This window comes from Ruegeria sp. CDSA193 (assembly GCF_059611885.1).
Window position 1 is genome coordinate 332652 of record NZ_JBXWPN010000006.1, and the last position, 23898, is coordinate 356549.

Here is a 23898-nt window from a genome sequence, read left to right on the forward strand (position 1 = left end):
AATAAAGCAAAACCCCCGGTCCATGACCGGGGGTTTTTCATTTAGACAACCGGCTGCGGTGGTTTCTTGCGCCGTTCCTCCGGCAGGAAGAACACCATGTAGAACACGGGGGCCGCCACCATGGTAAGGACCGTGGCAAAGGCCAGACCTCCCATGATGGTCACCGCCATCGACCTGAAGAACGCATCCGTCAACAACGGAGCCATACCCAAAATCGTCGTGATTGCGGCCAGCATCACCGGGCGCAAACGCGAGACCGAAGCCTCTATGATCGATTCACGCAGCCCCTGCCCGGTTGCACGTACCAAATCGATCTCTTCGACCAAAACGATACCATTCTTGATCAGCATCCCCGATAGGCTAAGCAGTCCCAGTAGCGCCGTAAATGTGAACGGCAGACCCGTGCCCAGCAGACCGATCACCACTCCGTTTACCGACATCGGTACCAACAGCCAGATAATGATCGGCTGACGAATGGCGTTGAATATCAGCACCGAAATCAGAACCATGATCAACAGGCTCAACGGCAACTGACGACCCAGGCTTTTATTTGCATCGCCAGCATTCTCGAACTCTCCACCCCATTCCAGTCGATAGCCCGCTGGCAGCTCCATGCTTTCAATAGCTGTGCGGACTTCGGAATGAACCTGCGCAGCTGTCAAATTCGGCGGGATGTCGGCCCCTACCGTAATGGTCAGCACACGATCCCGGCGGTGAACCAGCGTATTGAGTGCCTTATATTCGAACCTGTCGACCATCTGCTCAATCGGTACGAATTTCTGCGACTGGTCCGAGAATACAACCTGATCCACGATCGAATAATCCCCGTCCACCGGGCGGCGCAAGATGATCGGAATCAGGCGGTCGCGCTCGCGGAACACGCCACCGGTGATCCCATCGGTCGAGAATTGCAGAGTCGCCGCGATATCTTCGCGCGACACCCCTGCGGTCTGCGCCCGTTCGGTCGCATAAATTGGCTGGACAGCCAGCCCTTGTTCGCGCCAGTCGTGATAGACGTTCAGCGCATTTGGCGAGGCCGCGCGCATCGTCTGCACAGCCTCATTCGCAAGTTGCCGAAGCACCGCCGGATCGCTTCCCGAGAAACGGGCCTGAATTGGATCACCGCCGCCAGGACCAAAGACCAGCCGCTTGGTGCGGAACTTGCCTTCGGGGAACTGCGCCGAGCCAAACGCCTCGAGATCCGCCCGCAAAGCCGGAATGTCATCCAATGTTTCCGTCCGGATGATCATGTGACCGTAGCTGGGGTTCGGTTTTTCCGAAGAGTAGGTCAACAAAAAACGAGTTGCTCCTTGCCCAACAAATGTCGTGACAGATACCACATCGTCCCGATCCGCCAGCCAGTTTTCGAAAACAGCCATATCCTCGGCGGTGCGCGCAATGGGTGTGCCCTGCGGCAGGTTGTAATGCACGAAAAACAGCGGCGTATTCGAGTCTGGAAAGAACTGTTGTTTGACCAAACCAAATCCTGCGAAACAGACCACGGTAATGCCCACCAGCATTGCAATCACCATCCAACGGAACCGCAGCGCCCAGTTTAGGATCGCGCCATAAACACGGAACATGATCCCGCCATAGGCATCAATTTCACCTTCTTTGCCCTGCTTGAAGAAATAGTGCCCAAGCATCGGAGTCACCGTCAGCGCCAGGGTCCAGCTCAGCAGCAGCGATATCCCGATAACAGCAAATAGCGAAAACAAGAACTCGCCCGTCGCATCAGGGCTAAGACCAATCCCGGCAAAAGCCATGATGCCAATCACCGTTGCTCCCAACAGCGGAATTTGCGTTTTGGCCGCAGCCTCATCCGCCGCATCACGCGAATTCTTGCCGCGCAGCATTGCAATCTGCATTCCTTCGGCCACCACAATGGCGTTGTCCACCAACATACCCATCGCGATGATCAAAGCGCCCAACGAAATTCGTTCCATCTCGATCGAGAACAATGCCATGAACAACAACGTGCCAACCACGGTCAGCAACAGAGTTGTTCCCACAACCACAGCCGCGCGCCAACCCATGAACAGGGCCAAAACCGCAACAACAATAGAGACCGACAGCGCGAGGTTCACCAGAAAGTCGTTCGATGCCTGCTCAACAACGACGTGCTGCTGGTAAATCGGCAGGATCTCGACACCATAGGGGATCTGAGAATCCAACTCGGCAAATTTCGCGTCAGCACGCTTGCCGACCTCAACGATATTATCAGTCGAAAGCCCAGCGATACCCAGAGTGAAAGCTTCGGTCCCGTTGAACCGGATGATGACATTAGGATCGGTTAGGCGACCACGATGTACATTCGACATATCGAACAGGTTGATAACCTGGCCCTGCGATCCAACAGAAAGGCCAGCAATGGCGGAAACCGTATCGGATCCTTCGGCGGTTAATATCGCGGTCCGGCCATCTTCTGATCGCAATGACCCCGACGAGTTTACCGAGTCCGCATTTGTAATCGCGTCGGTAAGCGCCTGCAGAGGCACGTTTTGGTTCACCGAAATAGACAGGTCGGGTTCGATAAAGATCGCCTCTTGCGGCAGGCCCATCACCTCGACATCCGCGACACCGTCAACCGTCAGTAGTTCGCGCCGAAGAAATGTGGAAAGCTCATGTTTTTCAGCGTCCGAGAAGCCCTCGGCCGTGACCGCATAAAACAAGCCAAACACATCGCCAAACCCGTCATTGACCAGCGGATCACCCACCCCGGATGGCAGCTCCCGTGAGGCGTCACGGACCTTGGCGCGCAATTTGGTCCAGATCTCCGGCAGCTCGGTCCCATCATAGGCTGAGTTAATCTCGACCTCGATCAGCGAAAAACCGGGCTGGTTCATTGATGTGATTGTCTTGACCTCGCCCATCTGCTGGATGGCGGATTCCAGTGGCTCTGAAACCTCCAGCGCCACTTGTTCAGCCGTTGCCCCCGGATATTGGGTAGCGATGACGGCGTTTTTGATTGTGAAGGCTGGATCTTCCAGACGGCCAAGCGACAGAAATCCCCAGATACCGCCGAACAAGGCGATCAGGATGACCAGCCATGTATAGATAGGGCGATCAATGGATGCGCGTGCGATGTTCATCAATCCGCCCCTTAGTTGGCAAGACCGGTAAAGCGGCGCACCACCTGACCGTCAATCAAAACGTCGCCGCCGGCGACAACGATTTCTTCCCCGTCACTTAGGCCGTCCAGTACGTTGACATCACCGGTTTCCGTGGGCTCGATGGTAACGGGGACGCGGCGCAGTGTCCCTTGGTCAGCCCCAGTCGGAGAAAACACCATTACGCCCAGCGCCCCTTCGACATCGGCCACAATGGCTGTAGGCGGAACAAAGATTCCCCGTTTCTGGTCCTTGACCCGAACGGTCACAGTAGCCGACGAACCAGGCAGAATTTGCAGCCCTTCAGGCGGTGTCAGGCCAAATTGGATGCGGAAGGTTTGACCGACGCTTGAAGATTCAGCATCGAATTCGCGGATCTGAAGCGGGAAGACTTCGTCGCTCACCGGAAATTTCGCGGTGATGGTGATGTCATCCTGCTGGCCCGACCGTTGAAACAAAATTTCGGGTACGTCGACCTCAATCCGAAGTTCGGACATATCATGGATACGCACGATCGGGGTACCTGCGGAAACAGTGGTAAAGGCCTCGACCGCCCGGCTGGACACCAGCGCGTTAAATGGTGCCGTCAATGTCGCCTGTTCCAGGTCGTAAAGCGCGTCACGCACAGCGATATCAGCCAGTTGCGCCGCAGTCTCAGAGTCGTCCACAGCCACTTGGCTGGCCGCAGTTCCCCGCAGCCGAGACAGGCGGGCCAGGGTCCGATCCGCCTGATCTTTCTGCAGAACGGCACGATCATAGCGGCGCTGGAACGGCTCACGATCCAGCTCGGCGATCAGCTCACCCTTGGGGATGACAAATCCTTCAGCCACTGGCATTTCAACAATCTGTCCAGCCACCTGAAAGGCCAGATCAACCGTTTGCCGCGCAGCGACGCGACCAAAGAACTGACGTGTGAACCCAGGCGTGGTTTCCTTTACCACCATCAGCTTTACCGGCTTGGCAGCTTCTTCAGCCATGATTGAGCTGGAGAGAAAGATCAGGGCCACGCCCAAAGCAGAGATCAGTTTCATTTCTTCAGTCCCTCGGGAATTCCAGTTTTCAGTATGTTTTCCCGGATCTTCCGGGCCAGTCTTGCGAATTCTGCGGTTTCATCTTTGTTCAGTCCGGACGCGCGCTGAAACAGGGCGCCCGCTTGGGCTACAAGCATCTGGCGTGTTTCTGTGCCTTTTTCGGTCAAAACCAAAAGCCATGCACGGCGATCCTCTGGATCGCGTTCGCGTCTCAGATAGCCCGCTTTTTCCAAGGCATCGGCGGTCGACGTGATTGTCGAAGGAACTGACAGCATGTCAGCCGCCAAAACGCCCATGCGCCTGGGCTGATCCAATTTGATCACCATATGGCATTCCTGATGGCTCAGCTCTATTTCGATGGCATCGAAGCTCTCCTCGAGCTTCCAATAGAGCGCATACACACCCATCATCGCCTGCATCTCGGGGCTTAAGCGATGCAACAGAGTGTTATGATCATGGGCCATGGGATGATTCCTTGCAGAATTTGACGCGTATATACTTCGAAAAACGAACTATTCAAGAACTGAAGCTCAATTTCCAACCAAGCTTAACATTCCCTCGGGTCAATCTCTCTTGAACAATACCAATCATAACGGCATTTTAGGTGAATCCAGAAATCCAGGACCCAACATGTATACGCCAGCAATCACCGGCTCGGGTGTTTTCACGCCAGATAATGTCATTACGAATGCCGAGCTCGTTTCGGCCTTCAATGCATATGCCGACAGGATGAACACCCAGAACGCAGAGGCGATTGCCGCTGGTGACGTTGAGCCGATGCAGCATTCGTCTGAAGAGTTCATTCTGAAGGCCTCCGGAATCGAGAACCGCTATGTGATGGACAAAGCGGGCGTTCTGGATCCCGACGTGATGCACCCGCTGTTTCGTCAGCGCTCTGACGATGAACCTGGCATCATGACCGAAATGGCCGTTGACGCCTGCAAGAAAGCGCTGGCACAGGCTGGGCGCAACGGGGACGATGTTGATCTGGTAATCTGCGCGGCTTCGAACCATGAACGGGCTTATCCTGCAATCGCGATCGAGATCCAGCAGGCGCTGGGATGCAAAGGGTTCGGATTCGATATGAACGTTGCCTGTTCTTCGGCCACGTTCGGCATTCAGGCGGCGGCGGATATGGTCAGGTCCGGTTCGGTCAAATGTGCGCTTGTGGTAAACCCCGAGATTTGCACGGGCCACCTGGAATGGCGTGACCGAGATTGCCACTTTATTTTTGGTGACGTGGCAACGGCCACCGTGATCGAACGGATCGAGGATGCGACCGGACCGCATTTCGAGATTTTGTCGACCAGCTGCGCCACGGATTTTTCCAACAACATCCGAAACAATAATGGCTTCCTGCGTCGCACTCGGCCAGAGGGATTGACCGACCGCCGCGACATGCAGTTCATGCAAAACGGCCGTAAAGTGTTCAAAGAGGTTCTTCCAATGGTCAGCAAACACATTGCCGATCACATGGACGCCGAAGGGATCAGCAACGCCGATCTCAAACGTCTTTGGCTGCATCAGGCGAACAAAACGATGAATGATTTCATCGGTAAAAAAGTCATGGGCCGCGAGCCCGCCCCCGGAGAGCAGCCAAACATCCTGCAAGACTATGCGAACACGTCCTCGGCAGGGTCGATCATCGCATTTTCGAAATACTCGGACGATTTCACCGATGGCGAGATCGGTCTTATCTGTTCCTTCGGAGCGGGGTATTCCGTGGGTTCGGTAATCGTGAAACGGCACGGTTAAGACAACACTCCGCGCAACTACAAATTCGTACAAGAAAACCGGGCTCATTCTACCCGGCTTGGTTGTTTGATCCTTGTTTCAGCACTGGCATCACCCCGTCCGGCGGCAAGCGGCAAAAGCCCCAGCATGCGAGCGTTCAGATCGGGTCAAGCTTGACCTAGCATGTCATGAGTATCGGTACGCACACCAAACTGGATCAAGACACGCAGCTTCCCTTGCCTCAGCTCACGCTTTCTTCTTCCAGGTGCAGCTTCATTTCGATCAGAACATGCTGCAGCAGGCTGGTTTCCTTCAACAGGCGTTTGGCCTCGTTCACCGTGATGATACCGTCTTCGATAGCAGACTGGTATTCGGTCATAAGCATGGCAAAGCGTTGGCTCAACGCGATGACATCCGAATTCACACCTCCGGTGCGAGGAGCGTCAGTGTTGCGGCCATCATATGACAGCGTAATGTTCTTGAGGTCGGCCAAAGCCGACGTCACATGCGGAAAGTTGGCCACCGCCTCAAGGCGTGCAACTGCATCAACCGGCATGAACCGATCAGCATGCTCTGCATTATCTGAATAATATCGGCCAAGCGTGGCTTTGGATTTACCCGTGATCTCGCACGCGGACTCAATTCCAACGTCCTTGACCAACGCTTCGGTGTGCTTTTTGAGATAGGCCCCGATATCTGCCATGTTTTTACCTTTGCTACCTGCCTTCCCCACTACATCTGCCATTGCGGGGGAAAGGGAAATGAAATTTCCCATACCTGAGTCATAATTGAAATGCGATATGTTGGCTATCCCTCAGATATGCGAGGGTTTTGTGAGTGAGTGGCGGCAATAATGCCGGTAGCGAGTGATAGCGGGGCACATATTAGCCCCGCTTCGTTTAGGCCGCTTATAGGCCGAAGGCGTCGCTGTTGTGAGTGCAGGGGCTCCATCCCCAAAGAGCGTGAGCTCATCCCCTAACTGGACAACGGCGGCGTCGCTCATTTCGCCACATGAGATGGCTTGCCCAGGCGGGGCTGGCGAATTAGACCCGAGCCATGGCAAAACTTTACTTCAACTACTCGACTATGAACGCGGGCAAATCGACCGTGTTGCTGCAGGCCTCGCATAATTATCGCGAGCGCGGCATGGATACTTACCTGATGACGGCTGCATTGGATGGACGCGCCGGTGCTGGGAAAATTGCCTCGCGGATTGGGATATCATCCGAGGCTGATACTTTTGACACCGATGATGATGTTTTCGCCATGATCGAAGCCCGTCTGGCGCAAGGCAAAATTGCATGTGTCTTTATCGACGAAGCCCAGTTCCTGACCGAAGATCAGGTCTGGCAACTGGCCCGCGCCGTAGATGACCTGAACGTGCCGGTGCTGGCCTACGGGTTGCGGGTCGATTTTCAGGGCCGGCTGTTTCCCGGATCGGCCGCCTTGCTGGCGCTGGCGGATGAGATGCGCGAGGTTCGCACGATCTGCGAATGCGGCCGCAAGGCAACAATGGTGATTCGTCAGGACGAGAATGGAAATCCCATCACCCAGGGTGCTCAGGTTCAAATTGGTGGCAACGAAACCTATGTCTCGCTGTGCCGCAGGCATTGGCGCGAGGCCGTGGGCACCTAAACCGGATTTGGCAGCGGACGCCCCTGAACAAAGGCCGCAACATTATCTAGCGCCATGTGCCCCATAGCGCTGCGGACCTCCTCAGTCGCGGTACCCAGGTGGGGCAACAGGGTCACGTTCTGCAAATCTATCAGAGCTTGCGGCACTGCGGGTTCGAATTCGTAGACATCCAGACCCGCACCCGCGATTTGCTTTTCTTGCAACGCCGAAATCAGGGCCGATTCATCCACTACCTCTCCCCGAGAAATATTGATCAGGATGGCAGCAGCGTTCATCGCCAGCAGCACCTGCGCATTGATCAGATGCCGGGTTTCGGCACCGCCCGGCACAGCCAGGATCAGGAAATCGACACCGGCAGCCAAAGCTTTGAGGTCTGAGACATAATCCGCCGGAAACTCTAGCTCCTTTGGGCTGCGCGATTGATAGGCGACGTGCATACCAAACCCATAGTGGCAACGTCGCGCGATGGCTTGCCCAATGCGCCCCATGCCCACAATGCCGACCCGTTTGCCGGTCACGTGATGGCCCAACATCTGTGTCGGGTGCCAGCCCTGCCAAAGGTTTGAACGTACCAGCCGTTCGCCTTCTCCGGCGCGGCGGGCCGTGGACAGCAGCAATGTCATGGCAATATCGGCCGTAGCGTCAGTGACAGCGCCAGGCGTATTGGTCACCGCGATTCCGGCCTGACGGGCCGCCTCCACATCTATGTGATTATACCCAACCCCAAAGTTTGCCAGCAGTTTGCACCGCGGTTCCGGCACCTCAGCAAAGATCTGGGCAGAAAACAGGTCGCCCAAGGTCGGCACCACCACATCGAATTCGGACAGCGCATGCCCCATTTCCTCGGGTGACATCGGCAAGGTTTCACTGCGCATCTCTGCGTCAAACTCTGCGCGTGCACGTGCTGTGACAGAGGCGGTCATCGGTCGGGCAATGAACACACGCATCAGTGCATCCGCCCACCGGTTGGAACCTTGCCATCCGGCCCGATCAGGACGATCTCACCAGTCTCATCGGGCAATCCCAAAACAAGCACTTCGGACATGAACTTGCCGATCTGGCGCGGAGGGAAATTTACCACCGCCATCACCTGCTTGCCCACCAATGAGGCGGGATCATAATGCGCAGTGATCTGGGCCGAAGTTTTCCGCTCGCCGATGTCTCGTCCAAAATCGATCCACATCTTGATCGCTGGCTTGCGCGCTTCTGGGAAGGGCTCGGCGCGGATAACCTCGCCGACGCGAATGTCGACCTTAAGAAAATCGTCGAATGTAATTTCACCCACGAGACAGCTCCTTGGACCGATCGGTTGCGGCTTTAACAGCGCGGTGCAGCAGGTCGGGAAAACCGAATTCGTCGTGCATCAGGACCTCAAGCGCGGCCTGCGTGGTTCCATTAGGCGAAGTGACATTGACGCGCAGTTGCGATGGGTCCTCGTCAGACGCCATGGCCAAGGCCCCTGCCCCGGCGACCGTGGACTTGGCCAGCCTCATCGCCAGATCATGTGGCAGGCCCTGAGCCTGACCCGCAGCAGCGAGCGTTTCTATAAGGTGGAATACATATGCAGGGCCGGACCCGCTCAGCCCGGTAACGGCATCAATCTGCGCCTCATCCTGCAATCTGACCGTCTCACCGACCGCAGATAGCAGGTTTTCGGCTAGGGCCAGATCCGCATCCGAAACAGCAGAATTTCCAATCAACGCTGTGATTCCCTGTCGGATCGCCGCCGGGGTGTTCGGCATGGCACGCACGATTGGTGTTTTCTGGCCCAACACCTCTTCGAATGTGGAGATTGAGGTGCCTGCCGCGACCGACACGAACAGGCTGCGCCCGCCGCCCAAGGCTGTAATTGCGGGCAGCGCATCGCCCATCATCTGCGGCTTTACCGCGACCAGCACAACTGCAGGCGCCTCGGGTAGCGGGGTATTGATGTTGACGCCCGACGATTTCAGCCAATCCGACGGGAAAGGGTCAATCACCCAGACTGACGAGGCAGGAAGGCCATGCTCTAACCACCCGGCAAGCATGGCCGATCCCATCTTGCCGCATCCCAAAAGCACCAGCCCCTGTTCGGCGACGCGTGACATGTCCATGATTGCCCCTCCGCTTATTTGGCTCGGGGCAAAGCTTTACGCGCGGCCGTAGGCCTCTGCAATGGCGACTTGCATCGCGTCTTCCGGGGTACGGTTGCCCCATGTGACCAGTTGGATCGCGGGATAATAACGCTCGGCGCTCAGGACCGCTGCAGTGATCATCGTATCAATCTGTTCCGGGCTGGCCATCTGACCACCCGCAAGAACCAGACCGTACCGGTAAACCATCAGCTTCTGATTGGCCCAGTATGTGAAGGCCCCTGCCCAGCACTGATCGTTCATCTTGTTCAGAAGTTCATAAAGCTCGGTCTCGCGCGCCTCAGGTGGCTCCATCTCGAACGAGCACACCATACGCAGCGTTTCGTCATAATTCGACCAGGCCAGCGTAATCGAGTAGGTGCGCCACTGTCCTTCGACAGCCATTGCGATCTGATCATCCCCGATCCGATCAAAGTCCCAATCGTGATGTTCGGCAAGATGTTCAACAATGTCGATCGGATGAAGGTCTTCGTCAAGAAACTGCTCGGAAAGGGCCATAATGCCACCTCACTAATTTCTAGCATTTCGGGGCTGGCAGCGCCCCAGCGCTAGTTGCCTGCTCTACAAGCCGGGCTTCCCCCATAGGCCTGTACTAAATATGGTGCGCTGTGGGTGGTGGCCTGACAACCCCCATTTTTGGGGATAACAGCAATAAGTTGTGGATAGCTGGCAACGGGGATCAAAATATTGGCATCAGATGCAGCTTTGTCTTGATTAATTCCCGCAAGACGGCATGATGCACAACACCGCACAACCCAGAACCGGATTGCGCGGCGTTTGTTTTTTTCGAAAATTTCGCGGTGGATTATTCGCCCAGCTTGGCTTCCAACGCTGCAATGCGCGCCTCGAGCGCTGTGTTTTCCTCGCGCGCTTTCTGAGCCATGGCACGGACAGCGTCGAATTCTTCGCGTGTGACGAAATCGCGATCGGCCAGCCAACGGTCGATCATCGACTTCATGGCGTTCTCCGCCTCGTCCTTTGCGCCTTGGGCAACACCCATGGCGTTGGTCATGAGTTGGGAAACATCATCCAGAATCTTGTTGCGGGTTTGCATGGTTATCCTCCGATTTGGCGGTTGGTCTCTATATGGGGAATGATTGGCGCAGGCTCAAGGTTGACTTAACCCTCAAAGCCCGGGCAATGAGACGCACATGCAGGCTGTTCTGAATTTCCCCGATCTGTCGCCCGAACTTTTCTCGATCTCGCTGTTCGGGATGGAGTTCGCACTTAGATGGTACGCCCTCGCCTATATCACCGGGATTGTGATTGCATGGCGCCTGGGGGTGATTGCCCTAAAGCGCCCCGCCCTGTGGCCCGACAAGGCGCCACCTATGCAACCCGCCCAGCTTGAGGATCTGATCACCTGGATCATTCTGGGCGTGATTCTGGGCGGGCGACTTGGGTTCGTGCTGTTTTATCAACCAGCCTATTACCTTTCGAACCCGATCGAAATTCTGATGGTCTGGCAGGGCGGCATGGCCTTCCACGGTGGATTGCTAGGCGTCGTCGTGGCCTCATATATCTATGCAAGACGCCACCAAATTTCGATTTTGCCGCTTGCTGATCTGATCGCACATACCGTGCCGCCTGGGCTGTTATTGGGTCGTGTCGCGAATTTCATCAACGCCGAACTGTGGGGAAGGCCCAGCGACCTGCCTTGGGCCTTTGTATTCCCCGGTGCCGCCGCCCAAAACTGCCCGGAGGTTATTGGTCTTTGCGCCCGCCACCCCTCTCAGCTTTACGAAGCCGCACTCGAAGGGTTGCTGCTGGGCGTCCTGCTGTTGTGGCTGGTCTATCGGCGCCGCGCTTTCCTACGGCCCGGTCTGGTCACAGGCGTGTTTATGGCGGGCTATGGCGCATCGCGTTTCATTGTCGAGTTTTTCCGGCAACCCGATGCACAGTTTGTTTCGGCCGGAAATCCGCTTGGACTTGCCTGGCAAATGGGCGGCTACGGCCTGACCATGGGCCAGTTACTGTCTTTGCCAATGATTGCCTTTGGCCTTTGGCTGGCATCACGCGCTAAGGCCAAGTGATGACCCTCGCCAACCTCTTACAGGCTCGTATCGCACAAGACGGCCCGATGAGTGTAGCCGACTATATGACCGAATGCCTTCTGCACCCGACGCTGGGATATTACACCACCCGCGACCCCCTTGGCCCGCAGGGCGATTTCATCACCGCCCCGGAAATCAGCCAGATGTTTGGCGAACTAATCGGGCTCGGCCTTGCGCATTGCTGGATTGACCAGGGGTGTCCGGGCCGTTTCACGCTAGCGGAGCTGGGTCCCGGGCGCGGAACGCTGATGGCTGACATGCTGCGTGCGACACAGGGCGTGGATGGCTTTCACGCGGCGGCAGATATTGTGCTGCTTGAGGCCTCACCAACCCTGCGCGCCATTCAGGCAAAGACGCTGGATGCCTATGCTCCACGCTGGATTACATCGGTCACCGATCTACCCGATTCCCCGCTTTTGCTGGTGGCAAACGAGTTCTTTGACGCTCTGCCCATTCGCCAATTCATCCGTGATGGCAGCGATTGGCGGGAACGTTTGATCGGGATGAAGGACGAATCACTGGCTTTTGGCCAGGGGCCGCGGTCGCCACAGATCGCTTTGAAGAACCGGCTTGAGGACACGCAGGATGGGGATCTGGTCGAGCTTTGCCCTTCGGCCATACCGATCATCACTGTGATCGCCGGACGGATCGCGACACACGGCGGGGCCGGACTGATCCTGGATTATGGCGACTGGCATTCGCTTGGGGATACGTTTCAAGCGCTGCATGCCCACAAGCCGATAGACCCTCTTTCCAGCCCCGGACAAGCTGATCTGACCGCCCATGTGGACTTCGAACCTCTGGCGAGCGCAGCGCGAGCTGCGGGCTGCGCCCATTCGCGCCTGACACCCCAAGGCGTTTTTCTGGAACGGCTGGGCATCACTGCGCGGGCGCAAGCATTGGCGAAACCACTCAGCGGGTCCAAGCTTGAGGCGTTGATAGCCGCACATCGCCGGTTGACGCACCCAGAGGAAATGGGAAACCTGTTCAAAGTACTGGGCCTGTACCCATCTTATGCCGCATTGCCACCGGGACTGGAATCATGACGCTGGAAATTCTGACTTCGGATCTCTTGTCATCCGTACGCCATGGTTTTTTCTGCCGCCGTGGCGGGGCCTCATCCGGGATCTTTGCAGGGCTCAACTGCGGTCATGGATCATCTGACCAGACCGAGGCTGTCGCGATAAACCGTAACCGCGTAGCGGATGCGATGGAGGTCGATCCCGGATCCCTTATCGGGGTGCATCAGGTGCATTCACCGACGGTCATAACTGTTGATGGTCCAATCGACGGGGAAAAGCCTAAAGCAGACGCGTTGGTTACGGCCTGTCCCGGGCTGGCGCTGACCATCCTCACGGCGGATTGCCAACCTGTTCTTTTTGCCGACACCCACGCAAAAGTGATAGGAGCTGCACATGCGGGTTGGCGCGGCGCGCTGGACGGTGTGCTTGAGGCCACGTTGGACTCCATGGAGGCGCTGGGAGCACGGCGCGAGAATACAGTGGCCGTCATAGGGCCCACAATCTCTCAAACTGCGTATGAGGTCGGGCCCGAGTTCCTAGAAGACTTTGCCGCTGAATCATCAGAAAACCTGCGATTCTTCGCAAATGGAACGGGTGATCGGATGCAATTTGACCTCCCGTCCTATGGGCTGCACCGGTTACGTCAGGCTGGTGTCGGGCATGCAGAGTGGATTCGTCATTGCACCTATTCGGACCCGAACAGATTCTATTCGTACCGCCGATCGGTTCATACAAAAGAAGCCGACTACGGCCGCCTGATTTCCGCCATCAAACTGTGACGCGTGCCCTGATTGTGGCGAAATCGCCGCTTTTTCGCCACATTTGTTGTGTCTATATGAGTCGCCAAAATTAGGTTTTATTGCCCTCTCTCAGATGGTTATCTGCATATTTCTGAATGTGAGCGCGGCTAGATTAAGAAAAGGAAACAACCAACTTTCTTTTGTCCCAGATTCAACCCGCGTCAGCCTTATGGCCGCCTCAATATGGCGACACGTTAGGCCCAGATTGGGTCGTTAGGCACTAAGCCTTGAACGAGTAGGACAACAGGATGAAACAAAGATCCCGCTTTCTCAGCGCTGTTCTAAAAGCGTCCAGAGAGCAAAAACTGGAGATGCCGTGGAAGCGGGTTTCCAGCCGTTCTGCCAGTGTGGCGCGCCGTTTGGCTTCGCGACGCTGACTAGACAGGCCTACCAAAGCCATTCTGCCGGCTTTGAGGGTCAATACACACAGCGGGGGTGCTCCGATCCGGTGTGTGGCGCTTCACAGACGCTTTCTGTGAATGTGTTTAGGAGTTTGTGTGCGTAGACAATTTTCGTCTGCGAGTTGTGAGTTTGTCTGGGGGGTCAATGTGTTGACCAAGAGTTTGCGAAATTCCATCGCACTGCGCGGCCGTTACAGCCGACGTCTCGAAGTCGCCATAGCATTCAAGACAAAGAAAACCGATCAGGCGGGCCTGTACGGGGGTTCAGCCTTCCTGAGCGGATGTTTGAGGGGACGGAATTAGTATGACTATTCCACATTCTTTGGCCCGCGCCGCCAGAAACGCCGTCGATACGTCGACAATGCTGCGCGAGATTCCAAGAAATACAACAAAACAAAAAGCGCAGCTGCGGCGCTATGAGGTCAGTTCATTGTTGAGCAATGGCGAGGTATCCCAAACCCGCCACATCGCGCCAGCACTGCCCATGTTCGAGGATGCGTTTTGTGCCTTTACGCGGGGTTCGCTTGTCGAAACCGAAAACGGGCCGATAGCGATCGAAGATCTTTTGCCTGGCGATACGGTTTTGACCCAGAATGGAACTTCGGAAACCGTGGTCTGGAAGGGCTCGGTGACTTTGATCCCCGGGCGCGAAGACTCGCGTGGTCGCACGCGCCCGCTGACACGCATCATGGCGGATACCTTCGGAATGCAAAAACCGATGTCAGGCGTGACTGTCGGTCCGGCTGCGCGCCTGTTGGGCACCCCAGCACATCTGCGGCACTTGTATGGCGGATCTCCTGTTTTGACGCCCGCGCACGAGTTCCAAGACGGGATGGGTGTCATCGAGATGCTACCGCCTACCCCAATCGAATTGTTTCACATCTGTCTGAAACGCCATTCGGTTATCAAGGTAGACGGATTACAGTTTGAATCATATCATCCAGGCGTAAATGCGGTTCGGATGATCAGCCATTCGCTTCGCTCAATCTATTTGAACTTGTTCGAGCATGTCGAATCGCTGAATGACTTTGGCCCGCTGCAGTTACCGCGTGCCGGAGATGGAGAGGTGGACGCAATCACTGCCTGAGTTTTAACCAGTACTGCAAAGTGGGGGCTTTATGCAGATTTTAATTAGTTGGGTGTTGTTTCTGGTTGTCACGGCGATTTTGCCACCGTGCACCAGCCGTCACAAAAGGATGCGCTTTACGCCGTCCGGTTCATTCGTTCTTCCAGGACGTCAAACGGTACACCGGGCTCGTCCTTAGCGCCGCGTATCACAAGTGAGGTTTTAACGCTGGCCACGTTTGGCGTGGTCAGCAACTCGCCTGTCAAAAACTGCTGAAAGCTGCTGAGATCAGGAGCGACGCATTTCAGAATAAAATCCACTTCGCCGTTCAGCATGTGGCATTCACGGACAAGTGGCCACTCGCGGCAGCGTTCCTCGAATGCGCTGAGTTCGGCTTCGGCTTGGCTTTCCAATCCGACGCTTGCAAAGACCTGAACCTCAAAACCCAGCTCACGCGCATTCACTTCCGCGTGGTATCCGCGGATAAGGCCCGAGTCCTCCAATGTGCGCACGCGCCGCAGGCACGGAGGCGCGGAAATTCCCACACGTTTCGCGAGCTCTACATTGGTCATGCGACCGTCTGCCTGCAATTCTGCCAGAATCTTGCGGTCAATCTCGTCCAGCCGTGTCGCGACCATAAAAAGCTCCTGAATTTTCGGTTGTTATATCAGCACCCAAGGGATGCGCAATAATGTTTCGCGTTTGCGCAATATTCTTTGGTTTTCCAGGTATTTTTCTAGCGCGAGTTGTGAAACGGATTCTCCGATACGGCACGAAGGGGCTTTAAGCGCCTCAAGGGGGTCGCTATATCCATTCGCCAAGGGGCCGCAGGCCCGTATCAGGCAGATCGAGTCGGGGGTATCATGGCCGAAACAAAACACACCAGGGTTCTGATAATCGGATCAGGACCTGCCGGTTATACTGCGGGCGTATATGCCAGCCGTGCGATGCTGGAACCGATACTGGTTCAGGGCATCGAACCGGGCGGGCAGCTGACGACCACCACCGAGGTCGAGAACTATCCCGGCTTTACCGAGGTTCAGGGTCCTGATCTGATGATCAAGATGCAGGAGCACGCCGCCGCGATGGGGTGCGAAATCATCGGCGACATTATCAGCGATCTGGATGTCTCGAAACGCCCGTTCACCGCCAAGGGCGACAGTGGCACCATCTACACTGCCGATGCGGTCATTCTGGCCACTGGCGCGCGGGCGAAATGGCTGGGATTGCCCTCGGAAGAGAAGTTCAAAGGCTTTGGCGTTTCCGCCTGCGCCACATGCGACGGGTTCTTCTATCGCGGGCAGGAGATCGTTGTAATCGGCGGCGGCAATACCGCCGTGGAAGAGGCGCTGTTTCTGACCAACTTTGCCAGCAAGGTCACCTTGATCCATCGCCGCGATGAATTGCGCGCCGAAAAGATCCTGCAGGATCGGCTGATGAAGAACGACAAGATCGAGCCCCTGTGGTTCCACGAACTGGACGAGGTCATCGGAACCGATGCGCCTTTGGGTGTCGAAGGCGTGCGCGTCAAGAATGTGAAAACCGGTGAGATTCGCGAAATCCCCTGTAAAGGTGTTTTCATCGCCATCGGCCACGCACCCGCGAATGAGCTGGTCAAGGACTCGCTGGAAACCCATATGGGCGGCTATGTGATCACCAAACCGGGCTCCACAGAAACCTCCATTCCAGGTGTCTTTGCTGCCGGAGACCTGACAGATCACATCTACCGTCAAGCCGTTACCAGCGCCGGGATGGGCTGTATGGCCGCGCTGGATGCTGAACGGTTCCTGGCCGAGCAGGATTAATCAGGTGATCGAATTCTCCGGCCCGATCTGGAGAATTCTGTTCCTCTCACAGATAGACGCCCCTTTGGCCCCAGCACGGGCGCCAGAGGGGCGTTTTCATTATGCGGGCCAATTCGCGCTTTATTCTTCGCTGAGCGCTGAGGGTGCCGAAGTAGCCATCAAGCGCTATGTCTGCCCATCCGATCCACCACGCATTCTTCAAAAATGCCGGATCACCGGCGCTCGGCTGGTAGATCTGCGGGGGCGCAGCGAAGCCTCGGTCGTGTGGCAGGATACCCACGAAAAAGAAGGCGCCTCACCCACCTGGCTATTTTCGGATGACGCCCGCGCCAAAGGCGCCGACGGCTTGCTATACAGCTCGCGATCCCGGCCAGAACTCAGTCATGCGGTTTTGTTTAGCACCTCGCCAGAGGTAGTGTGCCTGGATGGGGATCCGCATCCCTGGTTGCCGGGGCATAGAGGCTTCGCTTGACCCCCGCTCTGCGCCGTTACAGACTCTGAGATGCGAGCAAAACGAACACAGGTGAACCGAGTGAAAAGCGTACTATGGCAAGGCGGGTGGGCTACCCGGCTGAGGATCATGAGCGGCCTGATCCTGTTCATCTTTGCCTTCTTTCACTTCATCAATATCGGTCTGGGACTGTTTCATACTGATTATCTCCACGGAATGCAGAAAGGCCGCCATGTCATTACGCGCAACAACATCGGCAGCGCGATTCTATATCTGGCCTTGCTCGTGCATTTTGGGCTGGCGCTGTATTCGTTAGCTCAGCGCAGAACCATGCGAATGCCTTTCAGTCTGGGGCTGCAAGTGGTGCTTGGATTTGTGATTCCACTGCAACTGATCTCGCACCTTGTTCACACCCGATACGCACATGCAGTTTTCGGGGTTAATGATGAGATGGGTTATATCATCGCGCTAATGTGGCCCAGCTATGCAATCTGGACACAAAGCCTGCTTTTGCTGGTGGTCTGGGTCCACAGTTGCATCGGTCTTCACATGTGGCTGCGCCTGACATCCTGGTGGCAAAGGACGCTGCCTTATCTGATCGGGCTCGCCGTGTTCATTCCGTCTTTCGCTCTGGCAGGTCTTTTGACAGAGGGCCGACGCATCTGGGCTGATTTCGCCGACCCGTTTCTGAGCGATCAGTATATCGAACATTACAACTGGCCATCGCCCGAGGCTTTTCAGGCTCTGATGGCTGTGAGGCAAGATACACTGCTTGCATTCGGGCTGGCGGTTGGCGCTACATTGCTTGCGTTTCTGGTGCGCAAAATTTTGCGACGCCGGCATTCGGTGCGCATCAAATATGTGGAAGGCCCCGAAATTGTGGCCGAAAAAGGCATGACCCTGCTTGAGATTTCTCAGGCCAACGGCATTCCCCACACTGCGCTATGTGGTGGCAAGGGGCGCTGCACCACCTGTCGCGTTATTGTCGAAAATGGTGCAGATCAGCTCCCCGTCCCCAGTGAGATCGAGGCCCGCAGCTTGGCTGCCGTAAAAGCACCCGAAGGCGCACGCCTGGCCTGTCAGATCCGCCCGACCGAGCCAATCACGGCCTTTCGGATGTACAATCCCGGTAGCGGTCGCAATCGCGCCCATGCCAGTCAGGGGCAGGAACGTAAACTGGCGGTGCTGTTTCTGGACATGCGTGGGTTCACGGCACTGACCACCGGGCAGTTGCCCTATGACATTGTTTTCCTGCTCAACCGGTTCTTTGACGCCATCGTGCCAGCCATCACCTCGGATGGGGGTGTGGTCGACAAGTATATGGGTGACGGGCTGCTGGCAGTGTTTGAAACCGCCGATGCTGCAAGTTCAGCACGGGCCGGGATGAAAGCCGCAGCCAATGTCAGCCGCGCATTGCAACGGTTCAACGAGCAACTCGAAACCGAGGGCAGCCCGCTTATTCGCATTGGAATGGGATTACATCTGGGCGATCTGGTTCTGGGCGAAATCGGCGCCGTAGGCACTGCAAGCCGCACGATTATCGGCGACGCCGTGAATGTCGCCAGCCGATTGGAGGCCGAGACCAAGGGGTTGGGTGTCGAGCTTTTGGTTTCGGGCGATCTGCTGAAGGCAGCGGGGCATGAGAGTTGGCAGAACGATCTGCGCCCCTTCCAGTTGCGTGGGGTAACAAGGCCAATTTCTGCCCTGCCGGTCGAACGTGCGTCCGACCTCACCCCCAAGATTGCCGCCTGAGAACACACTCATTCAAACCGGTCTATTTGGCCTTGATCCAAGGGATTGTCGTCGGGTTTCGCGTCAAAATGTGGAAAATCCTTCCAATCCGGAGAAAAACCGCGCATATCGTCCTTTGTTTCATAAATCCATCTGGACTTCACTCGACCGCCGGGGCACATGCCCGGCAAACGCCCCTGAATCACTGGCCAATCCATCCTTCGACAAGAGAATTCCCATGACGATGTTAAGCAATCTGGCGCCGATCTCTGAACTTTATGTTTCGTACGAGTCCGCACAGAAACTGAAAGTAGAAGCTGCCGACCTGACAAGCTGGGACCTGAGCCCTCGTCAGATCTGTGATCTGGAACTGCTGATGAATGGCGGGTTCAACCCGCTGAAAGGGTTCCTAAGCGAGGCCGATTACGACAATGTCGTCGAAAACATGCGCCTGGCCGACGGCACCCTTTGGCCGATGCCAATCACGTTGGATGTCAGCGAAGACTTCGCTGAGGGCATCGAACTGGGTCAGGACATTGCACTACGCGACCAGGAAGGTGTCATTTTGGGCACCATGACTGTGACCGACCGCTGGACGCCGAACAAGGCACGCGAGGCGGAAAAGGTCTTTGGTGCAGATGACGATGCCCACCCGGCGGTCAACTACCTGCACAACACTGCCGGCAAGGTTTACTTGGGCGGCCCTGTTGTTGGTATCCAACAGCCCGTTCACTATGATTTCCGCGCTCGCCGCGACACACCGAACGAGCTGCGCGCCTATTTCCGCAAACTGGGCTGGCGCCGTATTGTTGCATTCCAAACCCGCAACCCGCTGCACCGCGCGCATCAGGAACTGACCTTCCGTGCCGCCAAAGAGGCGCAGGCCAACCTACTGATCCATCCGGTTGTTGGTATGACCAAGCCGGGCGACGTGGACCACTTTACCCGCGTGCGTTGCTATGAGGCTGTTCTGGACAAGTACCCGGCCTCGACAACTTCGATGTCACTGCTGAACCTGGCGATGCGTATGGCAGGCCCGCGCGAGGCGGTGTGGCACGGGTTGATCCGCGCCAACCACGGCTGCACGCATTTCATTGTCGGCCGTGACCACGCAGGCCCCGGCAAGAACTCAGCCGGCGAAGATTTCTATGGCCCCTACGACGCACAGGATTTGTTCCGCCAGTTCCAGGATGAAATCGGCGTCGAAATGGTCGATTTCAAACACATGGTCTTTGTGCAGGAACGCGCTCAATACGAACCGAATGACGAGATCGCAGACAAAGACAACGTCACAATCCTGAATATCTCGGGCACAGAACTGCGCCGCCGTCTGGCCGAAGGCCTGGAAATCCCCGAATGGTTCAGCTTCCCTGAGGTTGTGACCGAGCTGCGCAAGACCAAACCGCCGCGCAGTCAGCAGGGTTTTACCGTATTCTTCACCGGTTTCTCCGGCTCGGGCAAATCGACCATCGCCAACGCGCTTATGGTAAAGCTGATGGAGATGGGCGGTCGTCCGGTGACCCTGCTGGATGGAGACATTGTTCGTAAGAACCTGTCATCGGAACTGGGCTTTTCGAAAGAGCATCGTGACCTGAACATCCGCCGCATCGGCTATGTGGCCAGCGAGATCACCAAGAACGGCGGCATCGCTATCTGTGCCCCAATCGCACCCTACGCCACGACCCGCCGCGCCGTCCGCGAAGATGTCGAAGCGTTTGGCGCTTTCTGCGAGGTTCACGTGGCCACCAGCATCGAAGAATGCGAACGCCGCGACCGCAAGGGCCTGTACAAGCTGGCGCGTGAAGGCAAGATCAAGGAATTCACCGGAATTTCCGATCCCTACGACGTACCTGCCAATCCCGAGCTGAGCGTCGAGACCGAGAATGTGGACGTAGACAACTGTGCCCACCAGGTTCTGCTCAAGCTGGAAAGCATGGGTTTGATCGCCGGATCGTAACCTGCGCAAAGAATCAAGCAAAAGGCCCTCGGTTTCCGGGGGCCTTTTTCTATTGGATTATAGTTCTGCCCGAATGGCGGCGACCGCGCGCCCTTCGAAATCACCAAACTCGGCCGCTTTGAACTGGCTGGCCCGCAGGGCATCTAGACGCGCGGCATAGTCATCGACCGAAGCGGCTTGAATCGCACTCCGAATGTCGGCCTCGGAATCGCACAGGATCATCCCGGATGTGTCGAAGAAATCACCAATATTGGGACAGCCCCAATAGATCGGCACTGTCGAGCACAAGATCGCGTCTGTCAGCTTTTCCGAAAAGTAATTCCGCTCCCGCACATTCTCGATCACCACCGAATAGCGATATGGGGCCAGCCCGTCAGACTTTCGGTCAAACGGAGTATAGCCACGCCCCATAATATTGACATCTGCCCCGGATTCACGAACCCAGTCGATCACGGAATGGCGCAGCTGATGTCCTTCGAGATCACGTTTGGCCGAGGCGATCAAAGAACAGGATTTAGATTTCTCGACCAAAAGTTCTCGCCAATCAGGCACCATCGTCACGCCATAAGGCAGAAACACGGCGTTTGGGATACCTTGCAACAAAACATCATGAAAGGTCAGCACCCGGAAGAACCGCCGCCACGTATAGCGCAACATGCGATCATGTTTGGCATGGATGGCCGAAGGCTCTCCCATCATCAAAGATATCCGCGCACGTGTTCCCCGACGAAGACGCAGGTGTACCGTGGAATTGGGGTACATGATCAGATGGTCCGTGTGCGCAAGATCGCCCACTGTTTTTCCGATCAGACGATCCGGGCAACCTTCGGGCCAGGTCAGTTCCGACAAAGGAACCGTGGCCAGTTTCGGCCCTAACCGATGCCCATAGGGCAATATGGCGATTGCAGGTTCTGTCATCATCCGGCATCTGGCAAATTGACCTGACCCCGCATCAGAATATGCCCGCGACCGGCGACCTTGATGCCTGTCATCGCATCCGATGGGCCAGCTCGGGTAACAGTCGCCTGACCGGGGCGCCCCATATCATGGCCTTGCTCGGCAATAAAAACGTCCTTTGGCATCAGCCCATGTTTCCAGAGATACGCCGCCATCGCACCTGTGGCAGATCCGGTAAACGGATCCTCGGGCGGGCTGGGCGGGGCCAACAGCAATCTCGAGAATGTATCGCCTGCTTTGGTCGCGCCTTTGAGCGTTACAAGAAAAGGTTCGGCCATATCGGAGCCGGAAAAGCCCGCCTTTTCGGCAATCTCGCGCAAAGGCCTTTCGACCAGTTTTGCCGCGCGCAGGGCGTCGTGATCACGAAGAACAGTGACACAGAAGGGCAGCCCGGTAGAAACAAATTGCGGCGGCGAGATAATCGCCTCTTTGGGCAGGCTGATGGCAGAGGCGACCAGCTCGGCGGGAACATAGGCGCCGAATTGTGGTGCAATCTGCGTCATCTCGATTTCATCACCGCTGATGCAGATCGAAACGATCCCCGCGCCGGTTTCAAGCGTCAGGGTATTGCCTTGCAGCATTCCTCTGGACTGTATTGCAGCTACGGTTGCGATCGTGGGATGCCCGGCAAAGGGGATTTCGCGACTGGCCAGAAAATAACGAACCCGGAAATCGGCCACATCGGACGGGCCAGTAAAGGTGCATTCAACCAAGGACGTCTCGCGCACATAGGCCATGCAGACGTCTTCGGACAGAGCTGCCCCACCATGAACAACAGCGCACCCATTGCCACCAAAGGCGCGATCGCTGAAGGCGTCTACCCAGTCAAAGTCGAACCAATTCATGTGTCGTGCACTCCGATATTCGAACCATCATAGGTTCGACTGTCTCGCCCGACAGGCCATGGATGTCACGAGGAAAACGTACGGAGGCCGCTTTAGTGCACGGCCACCGGTGAAAAATCATGCTCGCGCGCCAGGTTAAACGCCAGCTTGCGATCAGCAACCAGTGCCAGTTGCTGGCCGTCGGCATCGTGTACCGCATATAGCAGGCTCAGATCTCCGGCCTGTTCGCGAACTTCCCGAGGTAGATCGGCGACTTCAACTGTTTTGACATAGACGATCCGATCGCCTTCGGCGTTGATTTCAAACGGTGTATTCATTGCTCTTACCCCTTCCTTATATTGATCGTTTGCACCACGGTTTCGGGCACGGCGCGGGTCAGATCCACATGCAGCAGACCATTTTCAATGATCGCTTCGCCAACCTCGACCCCATCGGCCAACACGAACATGCGCTGAAACTGACGTGCCGCGATCCCACGGTGTAGAAAGATACGTCCTTCGCTGTCGTCGCGCTGACGTCCCCGGATCACCAACTGTCGATCTTCGATGGTAATCGACAGGTCCTCTTCTGCAAACCCGGCCACGGCCAAGGTAATGCGGTAGGAAAAATTCGAGGTCTGTTCAATATTATAGGGCGGATACCCCTCATTTCCGGCCTTTGCAGACCGCTCCAGAAGGCGTTCCAACTGCTCGAACCCCAAAAGATGCGGGTATGAGCCCAGAGTAAGTTTAGACACGTATTTTCGTCCTTTATTGCCAAAGCGACGTGTTGTGCGGCCCCATTCTGGCAACCGCGTATAATAGAATATGGGAATATACAGCGATGTCCACAAGGTCTGGCCGGATCAAGCCTGACACACTATCTTGTGTGACAAGCACCACAACAACTCTGAGTCGCCAATGAACGCGCCCACCGATCTTTCGATGAAAACTGATGAGGTTCTGCGGGTAGAGCTGGAAGTTTTTCGCCGTCAACACCGTGATCTTGACGAAGCAATCGAGGCGCTTCAGGCCACTGGCACCTCGGATCAACTGACGATCAAACGATTGAAAAAGCAGAAACTGCGCCTGAAAGACATCATTCGCCTGATCGAAGACCGCCTGACCCCGGATATCATCGCCTGAGACATCTGAACCGCATTGCCACAAAGGCGGATTTGGCTATAGT

The 23898-nt window shown here is 56.2% G+C and carries 25 protein-coding genes; 11 read left to right on the top strand and 14 right to left on the bottom strand.

The annotated features are described in order from the left end of the window. Positions 1-41 precede the first annotated feature (41 nt). Genes AC2FLG_RS14070 through AC2FLG_RS14080 form a run of 3 tightly spaced genes read right to left on the bottom strand, consistent with a single transcriptional unit; the run spans position 42 to position 4605 of the window. A complete protein-coding gene (locus AC2FLG_RS14070; protein ID WP_496706676.1) occupies positions 42-3092 on the bottom strand; it encodes an efflux RND transporter permease subunit in 3051 nt (1016 codons plus the stop codon). A gap of 11 nt (positions 3093-3103) precedes the next feature. Then, positions 3104-4141 carry an efflux RND transporter periplasmic adaptor subunit gene (locus tag AC2FLG_RS14075; protein ID WP_271949243.1) on the bottom strand — a complete coding sequence of 346 codons (1038 nt, stop codon included), beginning with the start codon at positions 4139-4141 and terminating at the stop codon, positions 3104-3106. After that, a complete protein-coding gene (locus tag AC2FLG_RS14080) occupies positions 4138-4605 on the bottom strand; it encodes a MarR family winged helix-turn-helix transcriptional regulator (RefSeq protein ID WP_185956678.1) in 468 nt (155 codons plus the stop codon). The genes AC2FLG_RS14075 and AC2FLG_RS14080 overlap by 4 nt, the downstream gene beginning before the upstream one ends. A gap of 166 nt (positions 4606-4771) precedes the next feature. Here AC2FLG_RS14080 and AC2FLG_RS14085 point away from each other — a divergent pair, with 166 nt between their 5' ends. Next, on the top strand, positions 4772-5896 hold the full coding sequence (locus tag AC2FLG_RS14085; RefSeq protein WP_142636578.1) for a beta-ketoacyl-ACP synthase III: 1125 nt from the start codon (positions 4772-4774) through the stop codon (positions 5894-5896). 220 nt (positions 5897-6116) lie between these two features. Here the strand turns inward: AC2FLG_RS14085 and AC2FLG_RS14090 are convergent, their stop codons facing one another. Further along, entirely contained in the window at positions 6117-6578 is a 462-nt protein-coding gene (locus AC2FLG_RS14090) for a hypothetical protein (RefSeq protein ID WP_142636888.1), read from the bottom strand. A 353-nt stretch (positions 6579-6931) separates the two neighbouring features. Here AC2FLG_RS14090 and AC2FLG_RS14095 point away from each other — a divergent pair, with 353 nt between their 5' ends. Continuing rightward, the gene (locus AC2FLG_RS14095; protein WP_142636576.1) at positions 6932-7510 is read left to right on the top strand and encodes a thymidine kinase; all 579 of its coding nucleotides are present in this window, start codon (positions 6932-6934) and stop codon (positions 7508-7510) included. Here AC2FLG_RS14095 and AC2FLG_RS14100 read toward each other — a convergent pair. The 5 genes from AC2FLG_RS14100 to AC2FLG_RS14120 form a co-directional block, all read right to left on the bottom strand. Continuing rightward, positions 7507-8457 carry a 2-hydroxyacid dehydrogenase gene (locus tag AC2FLG_RS14100; RefSeq protein WP_496706679.1) on the bottom strand — a complete coding sequence of 317 codons (951 nt, stop codon included), beginning with the start codon at positions 8455-8457 and terminating at the stop codon, positions 7507-7509. The genes AC2FLG_RS14095 and AC2FLG_RS14100 overlap by 4 nt on opposite strands. Beyond that, positions 8457-8795 (bottom strand): tRNA-binding protein, encoded by a 339-nt coding sequence (locus tag AC2FLG_RS14105; protein ID WP_282021513.1) that lies wholly within the window; start codon positions 8793-8795, stop codon positions 8457-8459. Before AC2FLG_RS14105 ends, AC2FLG_RS14100 begins: the two co-directional genes overlap by 1 nt. Then, a complete protein-coding gene (gene proC / locus AC2FLG_RS14110) occupies positions 8788-9603 on the bottom strand; it encodes a pyrroline-5-carboxylate reductase (protein WP_496706683.1) in 816 nt (271 codons plus the stop codon). The genes AC2FLG_RS14105 and proC overlap by 8 nt, the downstream gene beginning before the upstream one ends. 36 nt (positions 9604-9639) lie before the next feature. Then, entirely contained in the window at positions 9640-10140 is a 501-nt protein-coding gene (locus tag AC2FLG_RS14115; protein ID WP_496691006.1) for a type III secretion system chaperone family protein, read from the bottom strand. Positions 10141-10447: 307 nt separating this feature from the next. After that, positions 10448-10696 (bottom strand): accessory factor UbiK family protein, encoded by a 249-nt coding sequence (locus AC2FLG_RS14120; protein ID WP_142636566.1) that lies wholly within the window; start codon positions 10694-10696, stop codon positions 10448-10450. Between the two features lie 97 nt (positions 10697-10793). Here AC2FLG_RS14120 and lgt point away from each other — a divergent pair, with 97 nt between their 5' ends. The 4 genes from lgt to AC2FLG_RS14140 all read left to right on the top strand — a co-directional run bounded on the left by lgt (position 10794) and on the right by AC2FLG_RS14140 (position 15006). Beyond that, positions 10794-11675 carry a prolipoprotein diacylglyceryl transferase gene (lgt, locus tag AC2FLG_RS14125; RefSeq protein WP_496706685.1) on the top strand — a complete coding sequence of 294 codons (882 nt, stop codon included), beginning with the start codon at positions 10794-10796 and terminating at the stop codon, positions 11673-11675. Then, a complete protein-coding gene (locus AC2FLG_RS14130; RefSeq protein WP_496706688.1) occupies positions 11675-12742 on the top strand; it encodes a class I SAM-dependent methyltransferase in 1068 nt (355 codons plus the stop codon). Before lgt ends, AC2FLG_RS14130 begins: the two co-directional genes overlap by 1 nt. Further along, positions 12739-13497 (top strand): peptidoglycan editing factor PgeF, encoded by a 759-nt coding sequence (pgeF, locus tag AC2FLG_RS14135; protein ID WP_496706690.1) that lies wholly within the window; start codon positions 12739-12741, stop codon positions 13495-13497. Before AC2FLG_RS14130 ends, pgeF begins: the two co-directional genes overlap by 4 nt. Before the next feature lie 726 nt (positions 13498-14223). Next, entirely contained in the window at positions 14224-15006 is a 783-nt protein-coding gene (locus AC2FLG_RS14140) for a Hint domain-containing protein (RefSeq protein WP_271949219.1), read from the top strand. Positions 15007-15122: 116 nt separating this feature from the next. Here the strand turns inward: AC2FLG_RS14140 and AC2FLG_RS14145 are convergent, their stop codons facing one another. Next, the gene (locus tag AC2FLG_RS14145) at positions 15123-15623 is read right to left on the bottom strand and encodes an Lrp/AsnC family transcriptional regulator (RefSeq protein ID WP_142636556.1); all 501 of its coding nucleotides are present in this window, start codon (positions 15621-15623) and stop codon (positions 15123-15125) included. Positions 15624-15848: 225 nt separating this feature from the next. On the opposite strand from AC2FLG_RS14145, the gene trxB reads away from it, so the two are divergent. The 4 genes from trxB (at position 15849) to AC2FLG_RS14165 (ending at position 20929) form a co-directional block, all read left to right on the top strand. After that, positions 15849-16790, top strand: coding sequence for a thioredoxin-disulfide reductase (gene trxB / locus AC2FLG_RS14150; RefSeq protein WP_281972663.1), 942 nt, complete (start codon positions 15849-15851; stop codon positions 16788-16790). 4 nt (positions 16791-16794) lie between these two features. After that, positions 16795-17262: an RES family NAD+ phosphorylase gene (locus tag AC2FLG_RS14155; RefSeq protein ID WP_496693881.1), complete on the top strand. Its 468-nt coding sequence runs from the start codon at positions 16795-16797 to the stop codon at positions 17260-17262. Positions 17263-17322: 60 nt separating this feature from the next. Then, complete coding sequence (locus AC2FLG_RS14160) at positions 17323-18993, top strand: adenylate/guanylate cyclase domain-containing protein (protein WP_496706692.1); 1671 nt, start codon at positions 17323-17325, stop codon at positions 18991-18993. Between the two features lie 217 nt (positions 18994-19210). Further along, positions 19211-20929 carry a bifunctional sulfate adenylyltransferase/adenylylsulfate kinase gene (locus tag AC2FLG_RS14165; RefSeq protein ID WP_282021518.1) on the top strand — a complete coding sequence of 573 codons (1719 nt, stop codon included), beginning with the start codon at positions 19211-19213 and terminating at the stop codon, positions 20927-20929. A gap of 57 nt (positions 20930-20986) precedes the next feature. Here AC2FLG_RS14165 and AC2FLG_RS14170 read toward each other — a convergent pair whose 3' ends face one another. The 4 genes from AC2FLG_RS14170 to AC2FLG_RS14185 form a co-directional block, all read right to left on the bottom strand. Continuing rightward, positions 20987-21847 carry a hypothetical protein gene (locus AC2FLG_RS14170; RefSeq protein WP_496706695.1) on the bottom strand — a complete coding sequence of 287 codons (861 nt, stop codon included), beginning with the start codon at positions 21845-21847 and terminating at the stop codon, positions 20987-20989. Continuing rightward, positions 21847-22731, bottom strand: a complete 885-nt coding sequence (locus AC2FLG_RS14175; RefSeq protein WP_496706697.1) for a PhzF family phenazine biosynthesis protein — start codon at positions 22729-22731, stop codon at positions 21847-21849. Before AC2FLG_RS14175 ends, AC2FLG_RS14170 begins: the two co-directional genes overlap by 1 nt. Before the next feature lie 92 nt (positions 22732-22823). Then, positions 22824-23048, bottom strand: a complete 225-nt coding sequence (locus tag AC2FLG_RS14180) for a DUF1150 family protein (RefSeq protein ID WP_142636543.1) — start codon at positions 23046-23048, stop codon at positions 22824-22826. A gap of 5 nt (positions 23049-23053) precedes the next feature. Next, entirely contained in the window at positions 23054-23467 is a 414-nt protein-coding gene (locus AC2FLG_RS14185; RefSeq protein ID WP_142636541.1) for an Hsp20 family protein, read from the bottom strand. A 163-nt stretch (positions 23468-23630) separates the two neighbouring features. Between AC2FLG_RS14185 and AC2FLG_RS14190 the strand changes: the two genes are divergently transcribed. Next, entirely contained in the window at positions 23631-23855 is a 225-nt protein-coding gene (locus tag AC2FLG_RS14190; protein WP_037308505.1) for a YdcH family protein, read from the top strand. Positions 23856-23898: the final 43 nt, after the last annotated feature.

Coding starts and splice junctions, on each gene's coding strand:
- AC2FLG_RS14070 (WP_496706676.1), bottom strand. CDS start 3,092: ATGAACATCGCACGCGCATCCATTGATCGCCCTATCTATACATGGCTG.
- AC2FLG_RS14075 (WP_271949243.1), bottom strand. CDS start 4,141: ATGAAACTGATCTCTGCTTTGGGCGTGGCCCTGATCTTTCTCTCCAGC.
- AC2FLG_RS14080 (WP_185956678.1), bottom strand. CDS start 4,605: ATGGCCCATGATCATAACACTCTGTTGCATCGCTTAAGCCCCGAGATG.
- AC2FLG_RS14085 (WP_142636578.1), top strand. CDS start 4,772: ATGTATACGCCAGCAATCACCGGCTCGGGTGTTTTCACGCCAGATAAT.
- AC2FLG_RS14090 (WP_142636888.1), bottom strand. CDS start 6,578: ATGGCAGATATCGGGGCCTATCTCAAAAAGCACACCGAAGCGTTGGTC.
- AC2FLG_RS14095 (WP_142636576.1), top strand. CDS start 6,932: ATGGCAAAACTTTACTTCAACTACTCGACTATGAACGCGGGCAAATCG.
- AC2FLG_RS14100 (WP_496706679.1), bottom strand. CDS start 8,457: ATGCGTGTGTTCATTGCCCGACCGATGACCGCCTCTGTCACAGCACGT.
- proC (WP_496706683.1), bottom strand. CDS start 9,603: ATGGACATGTCACGCGTCGCCGAACAGGGGCTGGTGCTTTTGGGATGC.
- AC2FLG_RS14115 (WP_496691006.1), bottom strand. CDS start 10,140: ATGGCCCTTTCCGAGCAGTTTCTTGACGAAGACCTTCATCCGATCGAC.
- AC2FLG_RS14120 (WP_142636566.1), bottom strand. CDS start 10,696: ATGCAAACCCGCAACAAGATTCTGGATGATGTTTCCCAACTCATGACC.
- lgt (WP_496706685.1), top strand. CDS start 10,794: ATGCAGGCTGTTCTGAATTTCCCCGATCTGTCGCCCGAACTTTTCTCG.
- AC2FLG_RS14130 (WP_496706688.1), top strand. CDS start 11,675: ATGACCCTCGCCAACCTCTTACAGGCTCGTATCGCACAAGACGGCCCG.
- pgeF (WP_496706690.1), top strand. CDS start 12,739: ATGACGCTGGAAATTCTGACTTCGGATCTCTTGTCATCCGTACGCCAT.
- AC2FLG_RS14140 (WP_271949219.1), top strand. CDS start 14,224: ATGACTATTCCACATTCTTTGGCCCGCGCCGCCAGAAACGCCGTCGAT.
- AC2FLG_RS14145 (WP_142636556.1), bottom strand. CDS start 15,623: ATGGTCGCGACACGGCTGGACGAGATTGACCGCAAGATTCTGGCAGAA.
- trxB (WP_281972663.1), top strand. CDS start 15,849: ATGGCCGAAACAAAACACACCAGGGTTCTGATAATCGGATCAGGACCT.
- AC2FLG_RS14165 (WP_282021518.1), top strand. CDS start 19,211: ATGACGATGTTAAGCAATCTGGCGCCGATCTCTGAACTTTATGTTTCG.
- AC2FLG_RS14170 (WP_496706695.1), bottom strand. CDS start 21,847: ATGACAGAACCTGCAATCGCCATATTGCCCTATGGGCATCGGTTAGGG.
- AC2FLG_RS14175 (WP_496706697.1), bottom strand. CDS start 22,731: ATGAATTGGTTCGACTTTGACTGGGTAGACGCCTTCAGCGATCGCGCC.
- AC2FLG_RS14180 (WP_142636543.1), bottom strand. CDS start 23,048: ATGAATACACCGTTTGAAATCAACGCCGAAGGCGATCGGATCGTCTAT.
- AC2FLG_RS14190 (WP_037308505.1), top strand. CDS start 23,631: ATGAACGCGCCCACCGATCTTTCGATGAAAACTGATGAGGTTCTGCGG.